General features: G+C 64.9%; 18 protein-coding genes. 7 read left to right on the top strand and 11 right to left on the bottom strand.

Features of this window, described 5'->3' with window-relative positions; translation table 11 throughout:
• Nucleotides 1-8: 8 nt before the first annotated feature.
• Together JQ586_RS32510 and JQ586_RS32505 are read right to left on the bottom strand one after the other, a co-directional pair.
• Entirely contained in the window at nucleotides 9-1286 is a 1278-nt protein-coding gene (locus JQ586_RS32510) for a multidrug effflux MFS transporter (protein WP_212398721.1), read from the bottom strand.
• 181 nt (nucleotides 1287-1467) lie between these two features.
• Nucleotides 1468-3297 carry an aminopeptidase P family protein gene (locus tag JQ586_RS32505; protein WP_212398720.1) on the bottom strand — a complete coding sequence of 610 codons (1830 nt, stop codon included), beginning with the start codon at nucleotides 3295-3297 and terminating at the stop codon, nucleotides 1468-1470.
• Between the two features lie 201 nt (nucleotides 3298-3498).
• Here JQ586_RS32505 and JQ586_RS32500 point away from each other — a divergent pair, with 201 nt between their 5' ends.
• Entirely contained in the window at nucleotides 3499-3699 is a 201-nt protein-coding gene (locus JQ586_RS32500; RefSeq protein WP_212398739.1) for a hypothetical protein, read from the top strand.
• Nucleotides 3700-3732: 33 nt separating this feature from the next.
• On the opposite strand, the gene JQ586_RS32495 is transcribed toward JQ586_RS32500, so the two are convergent.
• Nucleotides 3733-4239: a hypothetical protein gene (locus JQ586_RS32495; protein ID WP_212398719.1), complete on the bottom strand. Its 507-nt coding sequence runs from the start codon at nucleotides 4237-4239 to the stop codon at nucleotides 3733-3735.
• Nucleotides 4236-5120 carry a 50S ribosomal protein L11 methyltransferase gene (locus tag JQ586_RS32490; RefSeq protein ID WP_212398718.1) on the bottom strand — a complete coding sequence of 295 codons (885 nt, stop codon included), beginning with the start codon at nucleotides 5118-5120 and terminating at the stop codon, nucleotides 4236-4238. The genes JQ586_RS32495 and JQ586_RS32490 overlap by 4 nt, the downstream gene beginning before the upstream one ends.
• A gap of 169 nt (nucleotides 5121-5289) precedes the next feature.
• On the opposite strand from JQ586_RS32490, the gene JQ586_RS32485 reads away from it, so the two are divergent.
• Together JQ586_RS32485 and JQ586_RS32480 are read left to right on the top strand one after the other, a co-directional pair.
• Nucleotides 5290-5454 carry a Flp family type IVb pilin gene (locus tag JQ586_RS32485; protein WP_212398737.1) on the top strand — a complete coding sequence of 55 codons (165 nt, stop codon included), beginning with the start codon at nucleotides 5290-5292 and terminating at the stop codon, nucleotides 5452-5454.
• Between the two features lie 270 nt (nucleotides 5455-5724).
• On the top strand, nucleotides 5725-5958 hold the full coding sequence (locus JQ586_RS32480) for a Flp family type IVb pilin (RefSeq protein ID WP_212398717.1): 234 nt from the start codon (nucleotides 5725-5727) through the stop codon (nucleotides 5956-5958).
• 292 nt (nucleotides 5959-6250) lie between these two features.
• On the opposite strand, the gene JQ586_RS32475 is transcribed toward JQ586_RS32480, so the two are convergent.
• A complete protein-coding gene (locus JQ586_RS32475; RefSeq protein WP_212398716.1) occupies nucleotides 6251-7852 on the bottom strand; it encodes an NAD(P)/FAD-dependent oxidoreductase in 1602 nt (533 codons plus the stop codon).
• Nucleotides 7853-8030: 178 nt separating this feature from the next.
• On the opposite strand from JQ586_RS32475, the gene JQ586_RS32470 reads away from it, so the two are divergent.
• Nucleotides 8031-10295, top strand: coding sequence for a fused MFS/spermidine synthase (locus JQ586_RS32470; protein WP_212398715.1), 2265 nt, complete (start codon nucleotides 8031-8033; stop codon nucleotides 10293-10295).
• A gap of 202 nt (nucleotides 10296-10497) precedes the next feature.
• Here JQ586_RS32470 and JQ586_RS32465 read toward each other — a convergent pair whose 3' ends face one another.
• Nucleotides 10498-11610 carry a hypothetical protein gene (locus JQ586_RS32465; RefSeq protein ID WP_212398714.1) on the bottom strand — a complete coding sequence of 371 codons (1113 nt, stop codon included), beginning with the start codon at nucleotides 11608-11610 and terminating at the stop codon, nucleotides 10498-10500.
• A gap of 235 nt (nucleotides 11611-11845) precedes the next feature.
• A complete protein-coding gene (locus JQ586_RS32460; protein WP_212398713.1) occupies nucleotides 11846-12694 on the bottom strand; it encodes an alpha/beta fold hydrolase in 849 nt (282 codons plus the stop codon).
• 305 nt (nucleotides 12695-12999) lie between these two features.
• Between JQ586_RS32460 and JQ586_RS40760 the strand changes: the two genes are divergently transcribed.
• Complete coding sequence (locus JQ586_RS40760; protein ID WP_249148490.1) at nucleotides 13000-13479, top strand: hypothetical protein; 480 nt, start codon at nucleotides 13000-13002, stop codon at nucleotides 13477-13479.
• 23 nt (nucleotides 13480-13502) lie between these two features.
• Nucleotides 13503-14231, top strand: a complete 729-nt coding sequence (locus JQ586_RS40755) for a hypothetical protein (RefSeq protein WP_249148489.1) — start codon at nucleotides 13503-13505, stop codon at nucleotides 14229-14231.
• 18 nt (nucleotides 14232-14249) lie between these two features.
• Here JQ586_RS40755 and JQ586_RS32450 read toward each other — a convergent pair whose 3' ends face one another.
• From JQ586_RS32450 to JQ586_RS32435, 4 genes are all read right to left on the bottom strand, one after another.
• Complete coding sequence (locus JQ586_RS32450) at nucleotides 14250-15059, bottom strand: L,D-transpeptidase (RefSeq protein WP_212398712.1); 810 nt, start codon at nucleotides 15057-15059, stop codon at nucleotides 14250-14252.
• A gap of 270 nt (nucleotides 15060-15329) precedes the next feature.
• Entirely contained in the window at nucleotides 15330-16271 is a 942-nt protein-coding gene (locus tag JQ586_RS32445) for a M28 family peptidase (RefSeq protein WP_212398711.1), read from the bottom strand.
• Between the two features lie 3 nt (nucleotides 16272-16274).
• The gene (locus tag JQ586_RS32440; protein ID WP_212398710.1) at nucleotides 16275-16892 is read right to left on the bottom strand and encodes a fused MFS/spermidine synthase; all 618 of its coding nucleotides are present in this window, start codon (nucleotides 16890-16892) and stop codon (nucleotides 16275-16277) included.
• Nucleotides 16889-17827 (bottom strand): spermidine synthase, encoded by a 939-nt coding sequence (locus tag JQ586_RS32435; protein WP_212398709.1) that lies wholly within the window; start codon nucleotides 17825-17827, stop codon nucleotides 16889-16891. Before JQ586_RS32435 ends, JQ586_RS32440 begins: the two co-directional genes overlap by 4 nt.
• Before the next feature lie 232 nt (nucleotides 17828-18059).
• On the opposite strand from JQ586_RS32435, the gene JQ586_RS32430 reads away from it, so the two are divergent.
• Complete coding sequence (locus tag JQ586_RS32430; RefSeq protein ID WP_212398708.1) at nucleotides 18060-18398, top strand: hypothetical protein; 339 nt, start codon at nucleotides 18060-18062, stop codon at nucleotides 18396-18398.
• The last annotated feature ends 135 nt before the right edge of the window (nucleotides 18399-18533 follow it).

The raw sequence follows: 18533 nt of genomic DNA, 5'->3' as shown, positions 1-18533 counted from the left end.
GTTGCACCTCACATGATCCCCGCCTCGTCCTCCTCCGCCTGCTCGATCAGTTCCTCGCTGACCACGACATTCCGTCGCGGCACGATGAAGATCATCGAGCAGGCGCAGGCGACGGAGATCGCGAACAGCGCGGAGGTCAGCGGCAGCGTGCTGGCGGAGTGGCCGCCGAGATAGGCGCCGAATTGCGAGATCAGCGCGCCGATGCCCTGTTGCAGGAAGCCCATCGCACCCGATGCAGTACCGGCGGCCTCGGGGCGGATGCTGATGGCGCCGGCGGCCGAATTGGCCATCACGAAGGCGTTGCCGACCATCACGATCATCTGGGTGCCGAACAGCCAGAGCGGCGCCTGGTTCAGGCCGGCAAAGCTCCAGGTCAGGTTCAGGAAGCTGCCGCCGAGCTGGAGCGCGAGCCCGAACCAGATCAGTCTCTCCAGCGAATGACGGGGCGCGAAGCGCACGCACAGGAGATTGCCGACGAGATAGGCAAAGCCCGTGCTCGCGAACCACGCGCCATATTCGGCGCTGCTGCGGCCCATCTGCGTCACCACGATGTAGGGGCCGCCGCCGGCGAAGGCGAAGATGATCTGCGAGGCCAGCACCTGGCACAGCATGTAGCCGACGAAGGCGCGACTTTGCATCAGCTTGCCGAGATCGCCGCGGAAGCTCGGGCTGTCGGCGCGATCGCGCCGGGTCTCGGGCAGCGCCACCGCGATGAAGATCGCGATCGAAAGGGACGCGGCGGTGATCAAATACAGGATCGCGCGCCAGCCGAACGCGGTCTCCAGCAGACCGCCGGTCAACGGGCTCACCATCTGCGCGATCATCAGCGCGGCGACGACGAGGCTGATCATGGCGCCGACCCGCTCGCGCGGATAGAGATCGCGGATGATGGCGCGGCTGATCACCATGCCGCTGGCGCCGCCGAGCGCCTGGAAGAACCGCGCGGCGATCAGTTGCGGCAGGGTTTCGGCGAACACTGAGCCGACGCCGGCGATCACCATCAGGCCGAGCCCGGCGAGCAAGACCGGGCGCCGTCCGAACTTGTCCGACAGCGGTCCCATGATGAGCTGCGACAGCGCGATGCCGACCATGTACAGCGACACCGTCATCTGCGCGACGGAGATGTCGCGGCCGAACGTGGTCGCAAGCACCGGCAGTGCCGGCACCAGCATGTAGAGCGAGATCGGCGCCACGCCCGTCATCAGGACGAGCATCAGCAGCACGACCCGCGATGTCGCGATGCTGTCTTTGGCCGCGCCGGGCGGCTTGCCCATCACGCCGTGCATTCAGGTCCGTTTCCGTTGTGTGAATCGGACTGTAGCTATCTCATTTGCGCGGAATACGGGTGTTTCAGCATGCGCCCATGCCGATTCCGGGAGGCGCGGAGGATATTTCGCCTCGCGCAACAAAAAAGTGTGTCGTCCCGGCCTCGCCGGGACGACGTCGAGTTTGTGGCGCTTGCGCGCGCTACTTCAATGTCGCCGTCGCCTCATCAAGCCACAGCTTCGTCGCGTTGTCGTCGAGATGCGGGCGCACCACCGCGGCGACGCGGGCGTGGTAGTCGTTGAGCCATGCCAGCTCTCCAGCACCCAGCATGCCGACATCGATCAGGCGGCGATCGATCGGCGCCAGCGTCAGCGTCTCGAATGCGTTGACCGGCTTCTCGGCGCCGACAATGTCGGTGCCGATCACGAGCTCGAGGTTCTCGATCCGGATGCCGTAGGCGTCGGTCTTGTAGTAGCCGGGCTCGTTGGACAGGATCATGCCGCGCTTCAGCGGCGTGGTGCCGAGCTTCGAGATCCGCGCCGGCCCTTCATGCACCGACAGGTAGCTGCCGACGCCGTGGCCGGTGCCGTGCTCGAAATCGAGCCCGGCCTGCCAGAGATATTGCCGCGCCAGCGTGTCGAGCTGCGCGCCGGTGGTGCCGTCGGGGAAGATCGCCCGCGCGATCGCGACATGGCCGCGCAGCACGCGGGTGAAGCGGTCGCGCATCTCGTCGGTCGGCTGCCCGATCGCGATGGTGCGGGTGACGTCGGTGGTGCCGTCCTCATATTGCGCGCCGGAATCGATCAGCAGGAGGTCGCCGGGGTCGATCCGGCGGTTGCTCTTGCGGGTGACGCGGTAATGCACGATGGCGCCGTTCGGACCGGTGCCGGCAATGGTCGGGAACGAGACGTCCTTCAGCGCGCCGGTCTGGCGGCGGAACGTCTCCAGCGCCTCGACCGTATCGATCTCGGTTAGCCCGCCCGACGTAGCCTCGCGATCGATCCAGGCGAGGAAGCGCGTCAGCGCCACCGCGTCGCGCTGATGTGCCGTGCGCGTGCCCTCGATCTCCGTGAGGTTCTTCACCGCCTTCAGGAGGCTGACGGGATCGTTGCCGCGCACCGGCTTGCCGCCGGCGCCTGAAATCAGGCGGCTCAACGCATCGGCTGCGGTCGCGTTGTCGAGCGCAATCGATGCACCCCGCTTCGCGAGCTCGGTGAGCTTCGACGTCAATGCGGCCGGCGCCTCGACGGCGGCCGATTGCTCGAGATGGTCACGGGCCGAATTGGAGAGCTTGCGCTGATCGATGAAGACAAGCGGTCGTCCTTCCTTCGGCACCAGCGCGTAGGACAGCGGTAGCGGCGTATGCGAGACGTCGGCACCGCGGATGTTGAAGGTCCAGGCCACGGCGTGGCTGTCGGACAGCACCAGCGCGTCGACGCCGAGCTTGTTGATCTCGAGCCGGATCCGCTTGAGCTTTTCGGCCTCGATCTCGCCCGAGAACTGCGCGCCATGGATCGTGACCCGGCCGAGCGGCGGCGCCGGCCGTTCGGTCCAGATCGTGTCGACCGGATTGGAATCGACCGCGACCAGCTCCGCGCCGGCCTTGGCGCAGGCGGCGGCCAGCCGTTCGGCTGCCGCTGACGTGTGCAGCCAGGGGTCAAATCCGAGGCGGTCGCCGGCCGCCAGATGCCGCGTCAGCCAGTGCTCCGGCGGCGGATCGACCAGCGGCTCGATCTCCCAGGCCTTGCGGTCCACCTGCTTGCCGGCCTGCAGGGTGTAGCGGCCGTCGACGAAGAGCGCGGCTTCCTTGCTCAGCACGATCGCCAGCCCCGCCGATCCGGTGAAGCCGGTCAGCCAGGCCAGCCGCTCCTCGGACGCGGCGACATATTCATTCTGCTGCTGATCGGCGCGCGGAACGACGAAGCCCGTCAGCTTGCGCCGAGCGAGCTCCTCGCGCAGCGCGCCCAGGCGCGCGGTCAGCGCCACGCCGCCTTCGGGTTCTTCGAATGTCTGGAAGTGGGCTTCGAACATTGCCTTCGCACTCTCTTTCGCTCTGATCCGATCCGGCGGCAGGTCCGCGACCCGCCCAGCATGGCCACAATTTTGGCATAACTTGTGCTTGAATCGCTGTCACAACATTAGAAAAGCCGGAACGGTTTCCAGGGCAAGCCGTTTTGTCGGAATATCGGGAGTGTCCAGGAGTGTCTCAACTCAACGGCGAGGAGATGCACCATGCCTGTTTTCACCTTTGAGAAGATTTCGCCGCCGGTTTCCCGCGGCCCGATCGACCCCATTGAGCAGAAGCAGCGTGGTGTCATCGTCCAGATCCTGGAGCGCCTGGTCGAAGCGCGCGGCAAACGAATGCTGAAGCAGGGCAAGGTCGTGCAGGACAAGGTCGTGATCGTCAGTCGCGATCCTCCTGCGCCCAGGTAACTATCAGGCAGTTATCAACTAGCTATCCAGCCATTACGGCTCGAGGTCCGACGCCTTTGCCACCGTGGCATTGACGACCCTGGTGCCTTCCAGCTCCCGCACGATGCGCTCGTCGGGACCGACAATTCCGAGATCGAACTCGCGCTCCGGCGTCACCAGCGTCATCCGCTGGCCGACGATCACGACGACGGTCATGTCGAGCGGCTCGCCGGAAACCGCCCATTCATGGATCTCGCTGCGGTAGGGCTGCCTGCGCCAGGCATCGGGAAAGCCGGGGTCGCATCGAACCTCCAGACCGTCCTCCGACGTGGTCAGCACGAGCCTGGATTTCGCCGGCTTCCAGTGCTCCTCCAGCAGCTCATTGACGAGCCAGACGCAGCTGAAGGACCGGCACTCCGCCGGCCGGTCGGCGTAGATGCGGCAGCCGTGCCCGGGCTTGCAATGCGGGCACCACGCATTCGCGGGTTTTGCCAGTTCCTCGATGGCCATGACCTTGCAGCAGAGCGTGCAGTCGCCGCACGCCCTGCTCGAGATCGTCATTTCGCGGCGCGCAGCAACAGGCTGCTCCAGCCTTCGATCCTGAGATGGCGCAGCGGCACCAGCCCGCGGGCGCGATAGGCGGCAATCACCGCCGGCGCCTGGTGGGTCAGCAGGCCCGAGAGGATCACCTGCGCCCTCGAGGCGAGGTGCAGGGCCATCGGCCCGGCGAGCTGCCGCAGCGGGTTGGCGAGGATGTTGGCAAGCACGAGGTCGAACGGCCCGTCCGCGGCAAATTGCGGGGCGGCAAAGCCCGTGGCGCGGATCACGTCCACCAGATGCCCCGTTTCGTTCAGCTGCGCATTCTCCTCGGCGACCCTCACCGACGGTGGATCGATGTCGCTCGCCAGCACCCGGCCATGCAGTGCCTTGGCGGCGGCGATCGCCAGCACGCCGGTCCCGGTGCCGAGATCGAGCACGCGGCGCGGCTGATAGGCCTTCAGCACATGGTCGAGCAGCAGCAGGCAGCCGCGGGTGGTGCCGTGATGGCCGGTGCCGAAGGCAAGCGCCGCCTCGATCTCGATGCCGAGCTTGTTGGGCGGTATCCGTGTCCGGTCATGCTGGCCGTGGACGATGAAGCGGCCGGCCGGGACCGGGACGAGGTCCTCCAGGCTGGCCTTGACCCAATCCTTCGCCTCCACGGTGTCATAGACGATAGTCGATGCGACATCTGGTCCGGCCGCGTGGCCGACCAGTTCGCGAAGCAGGGTTTGGTCCGGCGCCTCGGCAAAATGGACTGTGACGTCCCAGCGGAGATCGGGCCGTTCGAACGCTGCAAACGCCGCCTGTTCCTCGAAATACAGCTCGGAAAGCGCGTCGACGACGCGTTTTGCAGTTGTTTCGTCCGCCAGCGTGACGCTGGCGCGATGGGTGGGGGGTGTCATCGGAATACCGGTAATGCGAATTTTGCCTAAATTTCAACTTTGATTTCGTTCGATTGTCGCGCGAATTGACATGCTATTCGTTCAAACAACCTTAGATTTTGCCCGCAATAGTACGGTTCCGGAACCGGAACTGAACCGGTCCGATAAGACCAGCAAGGGCAGGACTAGCATGAGAACCTTTATCGTTAGATTTTTGCGGGATGAATCCGGTGCGACCGCCATCGAATACGGCCTGATCGCGACCGGCATCGCCATCGCCATCATCGCCGCCGTGAACGGCGTCGGCACGGCATTGAGCGGAACTTTCAGCACGATCAGCACCTCGCTGAAGTAGTCAACGCCGGATGGCGTTCTCAGCACACCGGGCGACCTCGTCGCCCGGTGTTTTCTTTTTGCCGCGCGAGTCTGCTTCAGCCAACAGTTGAGCTCGATTTGCATGTCCTTGATGTCGATTTTGTCTGAATTTCAACTCTGATTTCGCTCGATTATCGCGCGAATTGGCGCCGGCCGGTTCATGCAACCTTAGATGATTTCCGTATCAATACTGATACCGGTGCGGGGCATGTCCCGTCCCGGGCGAAACCAGGCAGGGAAAGGCGCTTCCATGAAGACGCTTCTCGATCGGTTTTTGAAGAACGAAGCTGGCATCGTCGAGCTGGCCACTGCCATTGAGTATGGTCTGATCGGAGCGCTCATCGCCCTTGCGGTCATGGTGGGCGCGACGCAACTCGGTACTGCCTTGAACTCAAAATTCGCGAGCGTCGCTAGCACTGTGAACGGCAGGACGGCCTCGACCGTCGCCACGCTGAATTCGCCTGCAACACCAGCTCAGCGCTAGCTCACTGAAGTCGTCGAACGACGGACGCCGCTCTCGGCGCATCGGGCAAGCCTGTCGCGCCGGTCTGGTGGGCCGATGTCTCCGGGAAAGCGATCGGATATCCACAGAATGTCCGTGGGGCGGTCAACAGGGCATCAGAGGCGTTGCGGCGGGTTTGCGGGGGCGTGGTCCACAGGCCTGTCCAACGACATCTCCACCGCTCGTCCCGCTCGGACGCAGGATGTTGTCCGCTGTCGATCCACTGCTTCTCCACAGGCTTTCCACCGCCTGCCGGAACGCTCCTGCGCGGCGCCTACGCGAAGAACGCGCGGTGATCCGCCAGGACCGCCCGCGCGGCGTTGTGGCCCGGGGCACCGGTGACGCCGCCGCCGGGATGGGCGCCGGAGCCGCAGTGATAGAGGCCCTTCAGGGGGCCGCGGTAATCGGCATGGCCGAGCATCGGACGCGCCGAGAACAGCTGGTTCAGCGTCAGCGCGCCGTGGAAGATATCGCCACCGAGCAGGCCGAACTGCCGCTCCAAATCGAGCGGGGACAGGATCTGCCGGCCGACCACGCTGGCCGCGAAGCCGGGAGCATGGCGTTCGACGGTCGCGATCATGAGGTCGGCGACCTCCTCGCGATGGTCATCCCATGATCTGCCGCCGGGCAGTTGCGGCGCGACGTGCTGGCAGAACAGGCTCGCGACATGTTGCCCCGGCGGGCTCAGGCTGTCGTCGAGGGTCGAGGGGATCAAGAGTTCGACGACCGGCGCACGGCTCCAGCCGAATTCGCGCGCATCCTGCCAGGCGCGGTCCATGTAGCCGAGGCTTGGTGCAATGATGATGCCCGCGGTGAGATGGTCGCCGGGGCCGGGCAGGGCGGTGAACGAGGGCAGCGCGCCGAGCGCGACGTTCATCCGGAACGTGCCGGAGCCGTTGCGCCAGTGCCCGATCCGGGTCAGGAAATCGGGCGCCAGTGCGCCCGCCGGCACCAGCTGCGTGTAGAGCAGCTTCGGATTGACATTCGAGACGATGTATTTCGCGCGGATGGTCTCGCCATTGTCGAGGATCACGCCGCATGCGCGATCCTTCTCGACGATGACCTCGCGGACGCCCGCGTCGGTCTCGATCTCGACGCCATGGCCGCGCGCGGCCTGCGCCATCGCCTGGGTGATCGCGCCCATGCCGCCGATGGCGTGGCCCCAGACGCCCTTCCTGCCGTTCACCTCGCCGAAGGCGTGGTGCAGCATCACATAGGCCGAGCCGGCCGCGTAGGGGCTTGCATAATTGCCGACGATGGCGTCGAAGCCGAACAGCGCCTTGACGAGGTCGCTCTCGAATCGCTCATCGAGCATCTCGCCGGCCGAGCGCGTGAACAGGTCGAGCAGGCTGCGCTGCTGCTCGAGCGACAGCCGGCGCAGGATGTTGGCGGAGCCGAGCGCATTGACCGCTTCGCCGACCGCACCGATGCCGAAGCCCTCGACGATGTTCGGCGGCGCGCGCAGCACGAATTGCCGCAGCACATCGGCGATCGCCTCGAGCTCCTGCGAGAACGTCTCGATGGCAGCGGCGTCGCGCCCGCTCAATCGTGCGACCGACTCCCGGGTCCGGCCCTCGCCGGTGAGCAGGTAGCTGCCATCAGGCGCCGGGAGAAAATTCTGGGCCCGGCGCTCGACGATTCTCAGACCGTGCCCGGCAAGTTTCAGATCAGCAATGATCTGCGGGTTGAGCAGGCTCACCGTGTAGGACGCGACCGAATTGCGGAAGCCCGGCACGAACTCCTCGGTCACCGCGGCGCCGCCGACCACCTTGCGCCGTTCCACGACACGGACCCGCAAGCCCGCCATCGCGAGATAGGCCGCGCAGGTGAGGCCGTTGTGCCCCGCTCCGATGATGACGACCTCAGCTTCGTTCATGTCCGCTTCAGGAAGGAGGAATGACAAGCGAGCTTTCGCGCCGCAGGCGGCCCTTCGTCAAGTCCGCGTGAGTGCGGTTTCTTGCCCGTGATGTTGCCATATGCTCAATTCAGCCTGCCGGCACGGTGCCGCCGGACCTGCCGCTTCCGGCGTGCGCCGGGTTCACGCCGGAGCCTTCATGTCGTCTGTGCCGTCCGCTTCGCGAAACCGGCTGGTGCTGGTTGTCTACACCGCTGCGATCTTCGTCAGCGCGCTGCTGCTGTTCTCGGTGCAGCCGCTGTTCACCAGGATGGTGCTGCCGCGGCTCGGCGGCTCGCCCGCGGTGTGGTCGGTGGCGATGGTGTTCTTCCAGTCGCTGCTGCTCGGCGGCTACGCCTATGCGCATCTGCTGATGAAGCTGAACAGCCGCGTCATCCCGGTCGTGGTGCATCTGGCTCTGCTCGTCATGGCGCTGCTGACCCTGCCGCTGGCGATCAGGAGCGGCTGGGGCGAGCCGCCGAACTCGGGCTATGCGGTCTGGCTGCTCGGCCTGTTCGCGGTCTCGATCGGGCTGCCGTTCTTCGCGCTCGCCGCCAACAATCCGCTGTTGCAGGCCTGGTTCGTGCGCACCGGTCATCCCGGCGGGCCCGACCCGTATTTCCTCTATGCATCCTCGAACATCGGCAGCTTCCTGGCGCTGCTGTCCTACCCGGTGCTGCTGGAGCCGATGTTCACGCTGCGCAGCCAGAACCTGATCTGGACCGGCGGCTACGGCCTCCTGATCGTGCTGATCGCGGGTTGCGGCGCGCTGCTGCTGCGCTCGCCGGCCGGTGCCGCTGCGCTCGACATGCGGGCTGACGAAACGAGCGCTCCGGCGCCGTCCTGGGTCCTGCGCGCGCGCTGGATCTTCCTCGCCGCGGTGCCATCGGGCCTGCTGATCGCGGTCACGGCGCATATCTCGACCGACGTCGCTGCAGCGCCCTTGCTCTGGGTGCTGCCGCTGTCGCTGTATCTCCTGACCTGGGTGCTGGTGTTCCAGTCGCGCCCGCTGCTGCCGCACCGATGGATGCTGCTGGCCCAGCCGCTGGCGATATCAGGCGTCATCATCCTGCTTGCGGTCGGCGGCGAGCAGAACCTGCTGCTGACGCTGGGCGGCCACCAGCTCTGCTTCTTCGTGATCGCGATGGCCTGTCACGGCGAATTGGCGCGCACGCGCCCCGCGGCGGAATATCTCACCGGCTTCTACGTCGCGCTGTCGTTCGGCGGCATGCTCGGCGGCCTGTTCGCGGGGCTGATCGCGCCGTTCGCCTTCTCGTGGGTCGCCGAATATCCGATCCTGCTGGCGCTGGCCGCGCTGTGCCGGCCGCCCGGCGGCGCCGAGCGCCTGCCGCGCTGGAACACGTGGTACTGGCGGTTCTTCTTAGTGCTGGCGGCGGCGCTGATCGCGCCATCCTATTCCGCCGGACCGATCTTCAACTGGCTCGACGACCGGCGGGTCTGGGTGATCGGCGCGGTCGGCGTGCTGTCGGCGCTGCTGGCGCTGACGCTCAACGCCAGCCGCTGGAAGATCTTCGCCACGGTCGCGGTCGCGCTGGCGCTGCTGCGCTTCTATCCCGCCGACGAGGGCCGCGTCGACACCGTGCGCAGCTTCTTCGGCGTGCACAAGATCGTGGTGACCCCGAACGGCCAGTATCACGTGCTGATGCACGGCACCACGATCCACGGCGCCGAGAAGTTCAGGAACGACGACGGCACGCCGGTCACCGGGCGGCCGGAGCCGATCAGCTACTATCACAAGGACGGCGGCATCGGGCAGGCGATATCGGCGATCCGCGAGCGCAAGGGCGCGCCGCTGAAGGTCGCGGTGATCGGCCTCGGCTCGGGCACACTGACTTGCGCGTCGGAGCCGGGCGAGGACTGGAGGTTTTTCGAGATCGACCAGAGCATGGTCGATACCGCGCGCGACCCGAAATACTTCACCTACATCCAGAGCTGCGAGCCCAACCTGAAGCCCGTGATCGGCGATGCGCGGCTGACCTTCGCGAAGGAACCCGACGGCGTCTACGATCTCATCATCATCGATGCCTATTCGTCGGATGCGATCCCGATCCACCTCGCGACCGAGGAGGCGATGGCGATCTACAAGCAGAAGCTGGCCCCGCAGGGAGCGGTCGTGATGCACGTCTCCAACCGGCATCTCGAGCTCGCCAGCGTCGTGGTCGGCATTGCCGATGCCAACGACATGAAGAGCTGGGTCTACAGCGAGGATTCAGGCCGCGACAACGAGTACATCTTCGCGACCTCGGTCGTGGTGTCCGCGCGCGAGGAGGCCGACGTCGGCAAGCTGGCCTCGTCCGACGTCTGGGCCGAGACCGAAGCCGACGAGAAGCAGCGGGTCTGGACCGACGATTATTCGAACGTGCTGGGCGCGGTCTACCGGCGTCTGCGCGACGGCGAGCAGTAACGCGAATCCGGAGTACCGCTCCGACTTCATCGGAACGGAAATCGCTCTAGACCTACCGAGGCGACAATCGTCGCTGGCGCGATAATCACGCCGGCATGGAATTTCTCCTCGTGCGTTACGGGATGTATCCTCGGCTTGTAATCGGAGCTTCGTTCGAACGGTCGCGCAGGCTTTGGAGGAACGTAGGGACGATATCGATCAGTCATTTAATCACCTTGGTTAAATCCACGAGCATTCCCTGCCCGCATTTATAAAGGGCGGCGTCGCCCTGTCCGTAGACGCACCCTGGTTGATTTTCGTCGTCCCACGTCAGGATAGACCACTTTCCGGAAGGGGACACCGCGATATGAAACGGCCAAAGACCGGTCCTTGTCGAGAACACCTGACGTACGAGAAGTCTGGAATTGGCGCTTCTGATCTCGGCAGCGTATTCCTTCGAGATGAGGATCGAGTCGTCTTCCCGCACTGGAGGCCTGCCCAATGGGATTACGGTGCCCACAGTTCCTCGCCCACCGAATGAGACGGACTCAATTCGCGTGCGTGCGAGGCACCTCTTTCCAGCGACGCTACACTTCAGAATGAATCCCGGAGGCTGTTCCTGTTCCATAAAGAGTGTCAGCGCTCGTTGATCCTTTTCGAACCATCCGTCCTTGACCCATCCATTGCCTCGTTTCGTCATGGAGGCGATCGTCACGCCGTCGCGGTCCAGAATATCGACGGACGTCGGATAGACCACGGCAATCTCCGAGCCATCCTCGCTCCATTTGATCCAATCAGGCCGTTCCGTCTTGCCTGCTGTGCTCTTATCTCTGACCAGAATGACCTTGAGCTGAGGCGCCTGCGGCTTTAGTTCCAACGGAGTGGAGCTTGCGACGCTCTTGAAATCCGGCGAGAACGCTACGTTACCAAAAGTCTTCTCGTCATACGACGCAATCCACTGACTGTCGCCGCTTGCGATATCGACCATGAACACATGCGGTATGCTGATGTTGATCAGTTGCCGTCCGTCGCGGCTGCACTGCCACGCGTGACCGGGCGAAACGGCTACTGCCGCGACCTTGGTACCGGCCTCATAGGCATTCAACTGTCCGTTTTCGTCGAGAATGTATCGGCCGTTCTGGCCGCACCAGCCCTCGAAGCGCGCCGTCGGCAATGCGGTATGAGGCAGCGATTCAAACGTCGGAACGAGCGCGGGGGGCGGCGTCTGACGGCCCCCTTGCGCATTCGCAGGATCGGCTGAAGCCGGCGACACAAGCAATGTTACACAAGCGACGAGATGCGCCGCGCGCAGCGCTCGAGGAAACGAACCGAACATCGGGGCAGTCCCACAACGAAACAACGAGAAAAGCAGTCTGGAACAAAACGGGAACAAATTCAAGTCCTCTTCCGGAGATTGCATCGTGCTCCGATCGCAAAGTGTGTTCGGCTTGCCCTTGTTTTCGATCGTGACACTTGCGCGCCGCAAGGGAGAGCGTCACGAAAAAGCCCGCGGCGAATTTCGGGCGCGGGCTTGAGACTTGCGACGATCAGGCTGCGCCGGTCGTTGCCGGCTATTTCTTCCCGGCCTCGGTCGCGTTGGCCGCGTTCGGTGCCGCCGCGGCCAGCAGCGGGACCGGCGAAGGCGGCGGCCCGTCGTTCTCGTCGAGGAATTGCTGCACCTTGGCCTCGATCGACGACTTGACGTTGTCAGGCCCGCGATCGCTGAGCTCGTTGTGCTGAAACTCGGTCCTGACAACCTTGATGCCGGCCTTGGCGCAGATCTCGTCGTCGGGAACGACACCCGGGTCCGCCTTGAACACCGGATCCCTGGAGCGGAACGAAAGGATCTTGATCTTGCCGTCGGTGATGAAGGGAACGCGCAGGTTGTCCAGCGTGACGACCTTCTTCACCATATCCGGGTGCTGCCTGGCGAAATACATCGAGATGTCGCCGCCGTTGGAATGTCCGATCAGCGTCAGGTGGCGATAGTCCGCGTTCGGGTAGATCTTCTTGAGCTCCTCGATCGCGTACATGATGTTGAAGTCGCCGCGATTGTACTGCATGCGCCGGCCGACATATTCCTCGCCGACCCTGGTCACCATCGGCGCATCGGTGTCGAGGTCGTGCTGAACGCTGATCACGAGGTAGCCGCGTGAGGCGAACAGGTTGGTCAGGAACGAGTACTCGGTGTTCTTGACGGTGTTGCCGTGGCTCAGGATCGCAACCGGGAGCTCGACCATTTCGGCCATCGCCTGCATTTCGCGGTCGCGACGGACCGCGACGTCGACCGTGACGTTGCGGTCTTCACGCAGCACGTCATGGAACGTCATCATGGTGTGGCGGATGGCCCATCTGTCCGTCGTGTAGTAGGCAGCCAGCGCCACAGCGCATAGGCAAAGGACGACGATGCCGCGTTTCATGGTATTCCCCGATCCTGCGTAACCTGAGGCGCTCCGGCTCCGACGTCGTCAGGCACTCCGCGGTCCATGGCCTCCGGAGGCCGCGCGCGCTATTGCTGCCGGATATCGGGCTATTCTTACAATCACATGACGGGGCGGCGACAGGCCCCGGCAAGCCTCGCGGGTGTGGTGCGGCGAGGGGTCACAAGCAGGTGAACCGGCCGCAAGAGCGGTGATAGTAGCGCGACCGAGATGCGACACAACACGACGCCGGGAGGGGCGATGCAATGCCGGGATGGCGGATCCTCATCGCGATGGTGGCAGCAATGACATCAGGATATTCAGCCGCGGCACAGCAGGCGCTGTCCGGCGCCAGCCTCTACCGGGACGTGGCCCGCTACGCCTCGTTCGGTCTGCATCGTTTTGGCTCGCCCGGCGACCGCGCCACGACGGACTGGATCGCCGGCGAATTGCAGGCTGCGGGCTTCCGCGTCGAATTCCAGCCGGTCGTGCTGGGCAAGCAATATGTGGTGGAGCACGCGACTGCCGAGGCCGGTGGCGTAACGGTCGAGGCCACTCCGTTCTGGTGGCCGCCGGACGGCAAGGCGAGCTTCCGGCTCACCGCGCCGCTGGTGCGCGACGGCGACGCCGCCGGCAAGGTGCTCCTGCTCGAGTTGCCGTTCGACCGTGACGCCTATCTCGGCTCCACCCATCGCGCGGCGATCGCACAGGCGGCCGCGCGGGGCCGGCCGCGATCCTGCTCACGATCGGCAATCCCGCGGATGACCGCTTCGCCTATAACGTGACGCAGGAGGACAAGCCCTGGCCGGTGCCCGTTATCGTCGTCGCCGGCAAGGACAGGACGGCGTTCGCGCGGGCCGTTGCGTCCGGCGCCGATATCACGCTCGACGTCACCGGACACTATGAGGCCAATGTTACCGGCCGCAACGTGGTGGCCCGGCTCGGCGATGCCAGTGGCCCGGCGATCGTGGTCTCGACACCGCTGACGGGCTGGTACGGCTGCGTCTGCGAGCGCGGGCCGGGCATTGCCAATTTCCTGGCGCTGGCCCGCACGGTTGCCGCGGAGAAGTGGGCGGGCAACTTCATCTTCGTTGCCACCGTCGGCCACGAGATCGGTCATGGCGGGATGGAGTTGTTCCTCAGGCATGGCGCGCCGCCGCCAGGGGACACCCTGGCCTGGGTGCATTTCGGCTCATCGAACGCGTGCTACGCCTTTGCCGGCGACAGCAGGACCGTTCGCCCGGACGGTGAGCGCGCCCTGGTCCTGAGCCCGTCGGCGGTGACGCTGGCTGGCGAGACGCTGACCGGGATCGACGCCAGGCGGATGGTGGCGGAGCAGCAGGCGATCGGGGAATTGCGCGACGTCCATGCGGCGGGCTACCCGAATTTCCTCGGGCTCGCCGGCCGCCATCGCAGCTTTCATACGCCGGCCGATGATCTCGCCGAGACCGGTCCCGATATCCTCGAACCGGTCGCGAGCGCCTTCGTCGACGCTGTCAGGAAGATATCCGAACGCGGCGAACGCGCCTTCAGATGACGTTGATGCCCGGGTGGCTCAATCCTGATAATAGCCGCCCTGATAGTAGCTGCGCTGCTGCTGATAGGCGGGCCGCGGCTGGTAGTAGCCCTGCGGCGCCGGCGCGTAGCCCTGGTTGCCGTAGTACTGCTGCTGGCCGTAATAGCCCTGCTGACCGTAACCCTGTGCATCGTACCGGCGGCCGGACGGTGGCGCGGGGTAGCGCTGATCGGTCGAGCTGCCGTCGGCCGGATAGATGTAGCCATCGTCGGCGCGCGGCTGCGCCGGATAGGTGCGCGGCTGCGGCGTCAGCACCATCGGGTCGCCGACGGCGCTGTACTGCTGCTGCTGGTCATAGCCCTGCGGTGCGCGGGCGACGGCGGCGCCGCCGCGCGGACGCGGATTGCGCGCCAGTGCGACCTGCGCCGAGCCGGTCAGCGTCACCGTGGTGTTGAGCACGCCTTCCTTCTCGACCAGCGCATAGAGCGTCGAGGCGTTGTCGCGCGACAGCCGGACGCAGCCATGCGATGCCGGCGTGCCGAGGCGGCTGACCGAGTCGGTGCCGTGAATGGCGTGCCCGATCTTGGTGAAGAAGATCGAATGCGGCATCGGCGCGTCGTCGAATTCCTTGGAGAAGTGATCCTCTTCCATCCGGAAAGCGCGGAAGGTGCCGTTCGGGGTTTCGCGCGACGGGATGCCGGTCGAGACCGGCCAGTGATAGCGCGCGACACCGTCGACCGCGACGGTCATCTGCTGGTTGTCCTTGTCGATGGTGATATCGACCTTGGCCTGCGCGGCACCGGCTGTGAAAAGCATCACGGATGTGAAAGCAATGAGGAACGAACGCATCTTACCTTTGGCCTCCCGGCCTGATCGCGGTGCCCCGGCTCTCCTTCCCCGGCAATCAATATGCCCGGAATCCGGCTTTGGTTCCAGAGGCCCGACGAGGCATCGTTAATCCGGCGCGCGGCGCAAACAAGGCCGAAGACGGGCTTGTCTGTCACGGCGTGCTGACTTTTTCGCGAGCGCCGCCACGGCCCTCGCTTCAATTGGCTGACGACCCGCGCCCGCGTCCCCCACATAAGAGTTACACGGCGGCGTGATCGTGCCGGTGTCCGGTCAGGGCAAGTAAAGATACTGCAACAATGTGCGCCCCACGGCTTCCAGGCTTTGCACCGAGCACTTGTCGGGCGTGTCCTCGGTGGTGTTGTAGAACGGCTCGTACTCGAAATCGATCACGACAAAGCTCGGAATCCCAGCGAGCTGAAACGCGGTGTGGTCGTCCTCGATCGAATAGGGCGCAGCTTCCTTCTCGAAGGCGCCGGGTGCGATCTTCATCCCGATGTCCCAGAACTTCTTCACCTCCGCCGGCGCCGAGCGGAGCCCGGACTGCTCGGCTTTCAGGTGCAGATCGCGGTCGCAGACCATGTCGAAGTCGAGCATCTTCTCCGGCCTGGCTTTCGGATAGAATTCGGCAAGGTGCTCGGTGAAGTATGGCGAGCCGATCGAGTGGAAGTTCGGATCGCCGGCGCCCATCGAGATCGGACCCTCCTCGCCGTCGAAGAAGATCATGTCGATCCCGACAGGCGGCGCATCGGTCATTTCCGACAGCACGCGCGCGGTCTCCAGCAGCACAGCCACTCCCGATGCAGAATTGTTGGCGCCGGGCATCGGCGCATCCGGACTTTTGGAATCGCGATAGGCCTTGATGATGCTGTCGTAGTGCGTGGCGACGATCACGCGGCGCGGATTTGCGGGGTTGAAGCGGGCAATGATGTTGGTCATCGCCATGGTGCGGCCCGCCTCCCGCGCGACCCATCGCTGGCTCGTGATGGTGTCGAATTTCGTCTTCTTCAGCTCGGCCGTGATGTAGTCGATCGTCTTCTGGTGCCCGGCCGTCTCCATCGAGCGCGGGGTGAAACGCAACAGGTCAACGATGACGTCGAGCGCGCGCTTGCCGTCCCAGGAGTCTATCTTCACCTCATCGGCATGAAGCGGTCCGGGCTGCAGGAACAGCAGGGCGCTTGCGAGCACGAGGGGAAACCGGAGGCGTTGCAGCATTGTTCAGACCTCGATTGGCCGCCGCGCAGGCGTCATGAGCAGCAACGCGGCGCAGGCCGCAAGCGTCACCGCAAAGACATAGGTGATGTTGCGCGAGCCGATCGACGGAATCAGGACGAATGTCGTCAGCAGGGTGCCGGCGACATTGCCCATGGTGGAGACGCCATACACCAGCCCCGCCACGCGCCCGGCCTCGTTGGCCGATCGGGTCAGCAGGCTGACGGCGATCGGCGAAAAGGTGCCGAGCAACGACAGCGGCACGAGCAACAGGGCGGTCGAAGCCGACAGCGTCGCTGCGGGGCCGTCGCCGATGTGGTCCAGGATTCTCTGCATGACGGCATCGGCGGCTGCGGGCACCAGCGCGAGCCAGCAGGCCGCGATCATGATCGCGGCGCCGATGGCGCGCTGCGACGGCCGGCGGGCGACGATGGCGCTGCCCGAGAAATAGCCGACGGCGAGCGCACAGAGCACCGTCGAGATCAGGCTGGCCCATGTGCCGATGCCGCCGCCGAAATAGGGAAAGAGATAGCGGCTGCCCAGCATCTCGAAGCCCATCAGAACGCCACCGGCAATGAAGGCGATCAGGTAGATGGTCGGCGCGAGCGAGCGGGACGGCGTCAAGGCATCTTCCTGTTGTGCTGCTCGATACTTTTCAACGCATCGACCGGAGCGAAATCGTCGGTCAGCACCTTGGCGTTGGCGTCGATCGCCTGCGTGTTGTTGATGTCGACGCGCTTGCGTTCGGCCAGCATGCTGGCCAGGGAATAGCGCAGGTCGTACGCCTTGTCGCGCTCGCTCGCGACTGTGGCAAGGTCGTCCGCCTTGCGTTCCGCGCCGTCATAGGCGACGGTCACGATATTGTCGTCCGAACCGTCGCTCGTCTTGTAGAACTCGATCTGCGGAAGCACCGCGCCGATCGTCTTGACGGCGGAATCGAACAGCATGGTGTTGGGATCGACATTTTGCGCCACGACGCCGCCCTCGGCGAGGTGGTCCTTGACGATCTGATAGAACTCCCGTGTCATGAGATGGAACGGCACGAACGGTCCGCGATAGGCGTCGATCAGGATGATGTCGTATTTGTCCTTCGACTGCGACAGGAACACGCGGCCGTCGCGGGCCTCGAGGTCGAAGTTCTGCTCGTCCCTGATTCCGAAATATTTTCGCGACAGCGCCAGCACTGCGGGGTCGAGCTCGATCGAGGTCACGCGGGCGTTGGGAAGGGAGCGGTGCAGGTACCATGCGATGCGGCCGCCGCCGGATCCGATCTCGAGGATCGAGTTCACTTTCCCGGCATACATCAGCGCCGCGGTCATGAACTGGGTATAGGGCACCGGCAAGACGCGGTCGTCGCCGGTGTCGAACACGCTCTCGGTGTAGAGCTGCTTGTTGTGCCCGAACGTCATGATGACATACGGCGATCGCTGATACACGTAGATGTTGTTGTAGAGCGACTCCTGCGATTCCAGCAGCGTCTCCTTCTGCTGAGCGGACGCGGCGCCGATGCCGAGAACTGCGCCTGCGAGGGCGCCCAGAAACAATGACCGGATGAACATCAAAACACTGCGTTCCTGAGAAAGGATTGGCGGGCGTCTTCATAGACCATCGCGGCGGGGGCGAACAGGGAAACTCATTTTCAGAGAGTTGCTGCTTACCGTCATCGCCTTCGAACGGCGTTCCAGCCCAAGGGGCGTTGTCCTGGTCGCGGGACCGACGCAACCATTTGGTCGCTGCGGCGTTTCACAATCCCGCCGGCGGCGCCTTCGCGCCGCGCCTCAAGGACCCAAGATGAACAACACCAGGTTTATGACCGCGGCCGCTATCCCAGCCGGCCTTCCCGCGCGGCACGTGTTTGCCGCCGCAGCCCTCGCTCTGGCGCTGCTGGCCGTCCCCCATGCCGGACGGGCCCAAGGCCTTGTCCGCGGCGTCCAGGAAGGAGCCCATGAGGGTGGCCACGAGGGCGGCCGGGTCGCCGGACCGGTCGGCCGGGTGGTCGGCGGTGCCGTGGGCGCCGGCGTCGGCGGTGCCATTGGCACGGTCGAGGGCGCCCTCGGCATTCCCGGTCATCATTGGCACCACCGCTGCCGCGGCTATTACAGCCACGGATATTTTCACTGCTATCGATAACGGCTTGGAGCCGCGTAGCCAGGTTGGAGCCGCGTAGCCAGGATGGTCGCAGCGAAATCCGGGGCCGCTGTCGAAAGGTCATCGAACGCCCGCATTGCGCTGCGCTCCAACCGGGCTAAGGGCTACTTGCTTCCG

It is taken from the genome of Bradyrhizobium jicamae, from assembly GCF_018130215.1.
In the GTDB taxonomy this organism is placed as follows: Bacteria; Pseudomonadota; Alphaproteobacteria; order Rhizobiales; family Xanthobacteraceae; genus Bradyrhizobium; species Bradyrhizobium jicamae_A.
Note: the sequence above shows the minus strand (reverse complement) of the source record. Positions and strands in the feature narration are given on the sequence as shown.

Excerpts from the sequence above, each read along its gene's own strand:
- JQ586_RS32490 (WP_212398718.1), bottom strand. The coding sequence starts at position 5,120 with ATGACACCCCCCACCCATCGCGCCAGCGTCACGCTGGCGGACGAAACA.
- JQ586_RS40760 (WP_249148490.1), top strand. The coding sequence starts at position 13,000 with ATGACATCAGGATATTCAGCCGCGGCACAGCAGGCGCTGTCCGGCGCC.
- JQ586_RS32430 (WP_212398708.1), top strand. The coding sequence starts at position 18,060 with ATGAACAACACCAGGTTTATGACCGCGGCCGCTATCCCAGCCGGCCTT.
- JQ586_RS32505 (WP_212398720.1), bottom strand. The coding sequence starts at position 3,297 with ATGTTCGAAGCCCACTTCCAGACATTCGAAGAACCCGAAGGCGGCGTG.
- JQ586_RS32470 (WP_212398715.1), top strand. The coding sequence starts at position 8,031 with ATGTCGTCTGTGCCGTCCGCTTCGCGAAACCGGCTGGTGCTGGTTGTC.
- JQ586_RS32510 (WP_212398721.1), bottom strand. The coding sequence starts at position 1,286 with ATGCACGGCGTGATGGGCAAGCCGCCCGGCGCGGCCAAAGACAGCATC.
- JQ586_RS32485 (WP_212398737.1), top strand. The coding sequence starts at position 5,290 with ATGAGAACCTTTATCGTTAGATTTTTGCGGGATGAATCCGGTGCGACC.
- JQ586_RS32460 (WP_212398713.1), bottom strand. The coding sequence starts at position 12,694 with ATGAAACGCGGCATCGTCGTCCTTTGCCTATGCGCTGTGGCGCTGGCT.
- JQ586_RS32445 (WP_212398711.1), bottom strand. The coding sequence starts at position 16,271 with ATGCTGCAACGCCTCCGGTTTCCCCTCGTGCTCGCAAGCGCCCTGCTG.
- JQ586_RS32435 (WP_212398709.1), bottom strand. The coding sequence starts at position 17,827 with ATGTTCATCCGGTCATTGTTTCTGGGCGCCCTCGCAGGCGCAGTTCTC.
- JQ586_RS32495 (WP_212398719.1), bottom strand. The coding sequence starts at position 4,239 with ATGACGATCTCGAGCAGGGCGTGCGGCGACTGCACGCTCTGCTGCAAG.
- JQ586_RS32480 (WP_212398717.1), top strand. The coding sequence starts at position 5,725 with ATGAAGACGCTTCTCGATCGGTTTTTGAAGAACGAAGCTGGCATCGTC.
- JQ586_RS32500 (WP_212398739.1), top strand. The coding sequence starts at position 3,499 with ATGCCTGTTTTCACCTTTGAGAAGATTTCGCCGCCGGTTTCCCGCGGC.
- JQ586_RS32450 (WP_212398712.1), bottom strand. The coding sequence starts at position 15,059 with ATGCGTTCGTTCCTCATTGCTTTCACATCCGTGATGCTTTTCACAGCC.
- JQ586_RS32475 (WP_212398716.1), bottom strand. The coding sequence starts at position 7,852 with ATGAACGAAGCTGAGGTCGTCATCATCGGAGCGGGGCACAACGGCCTC.
- JQ586_RS32465 (WP_212398714.1), bottom strand. The coding sequence starts at position 11,610 with ATGTTCGGTTCGTTTCCTCGAGCGCTGCGCGCGGCGCATCTCGTCGCT.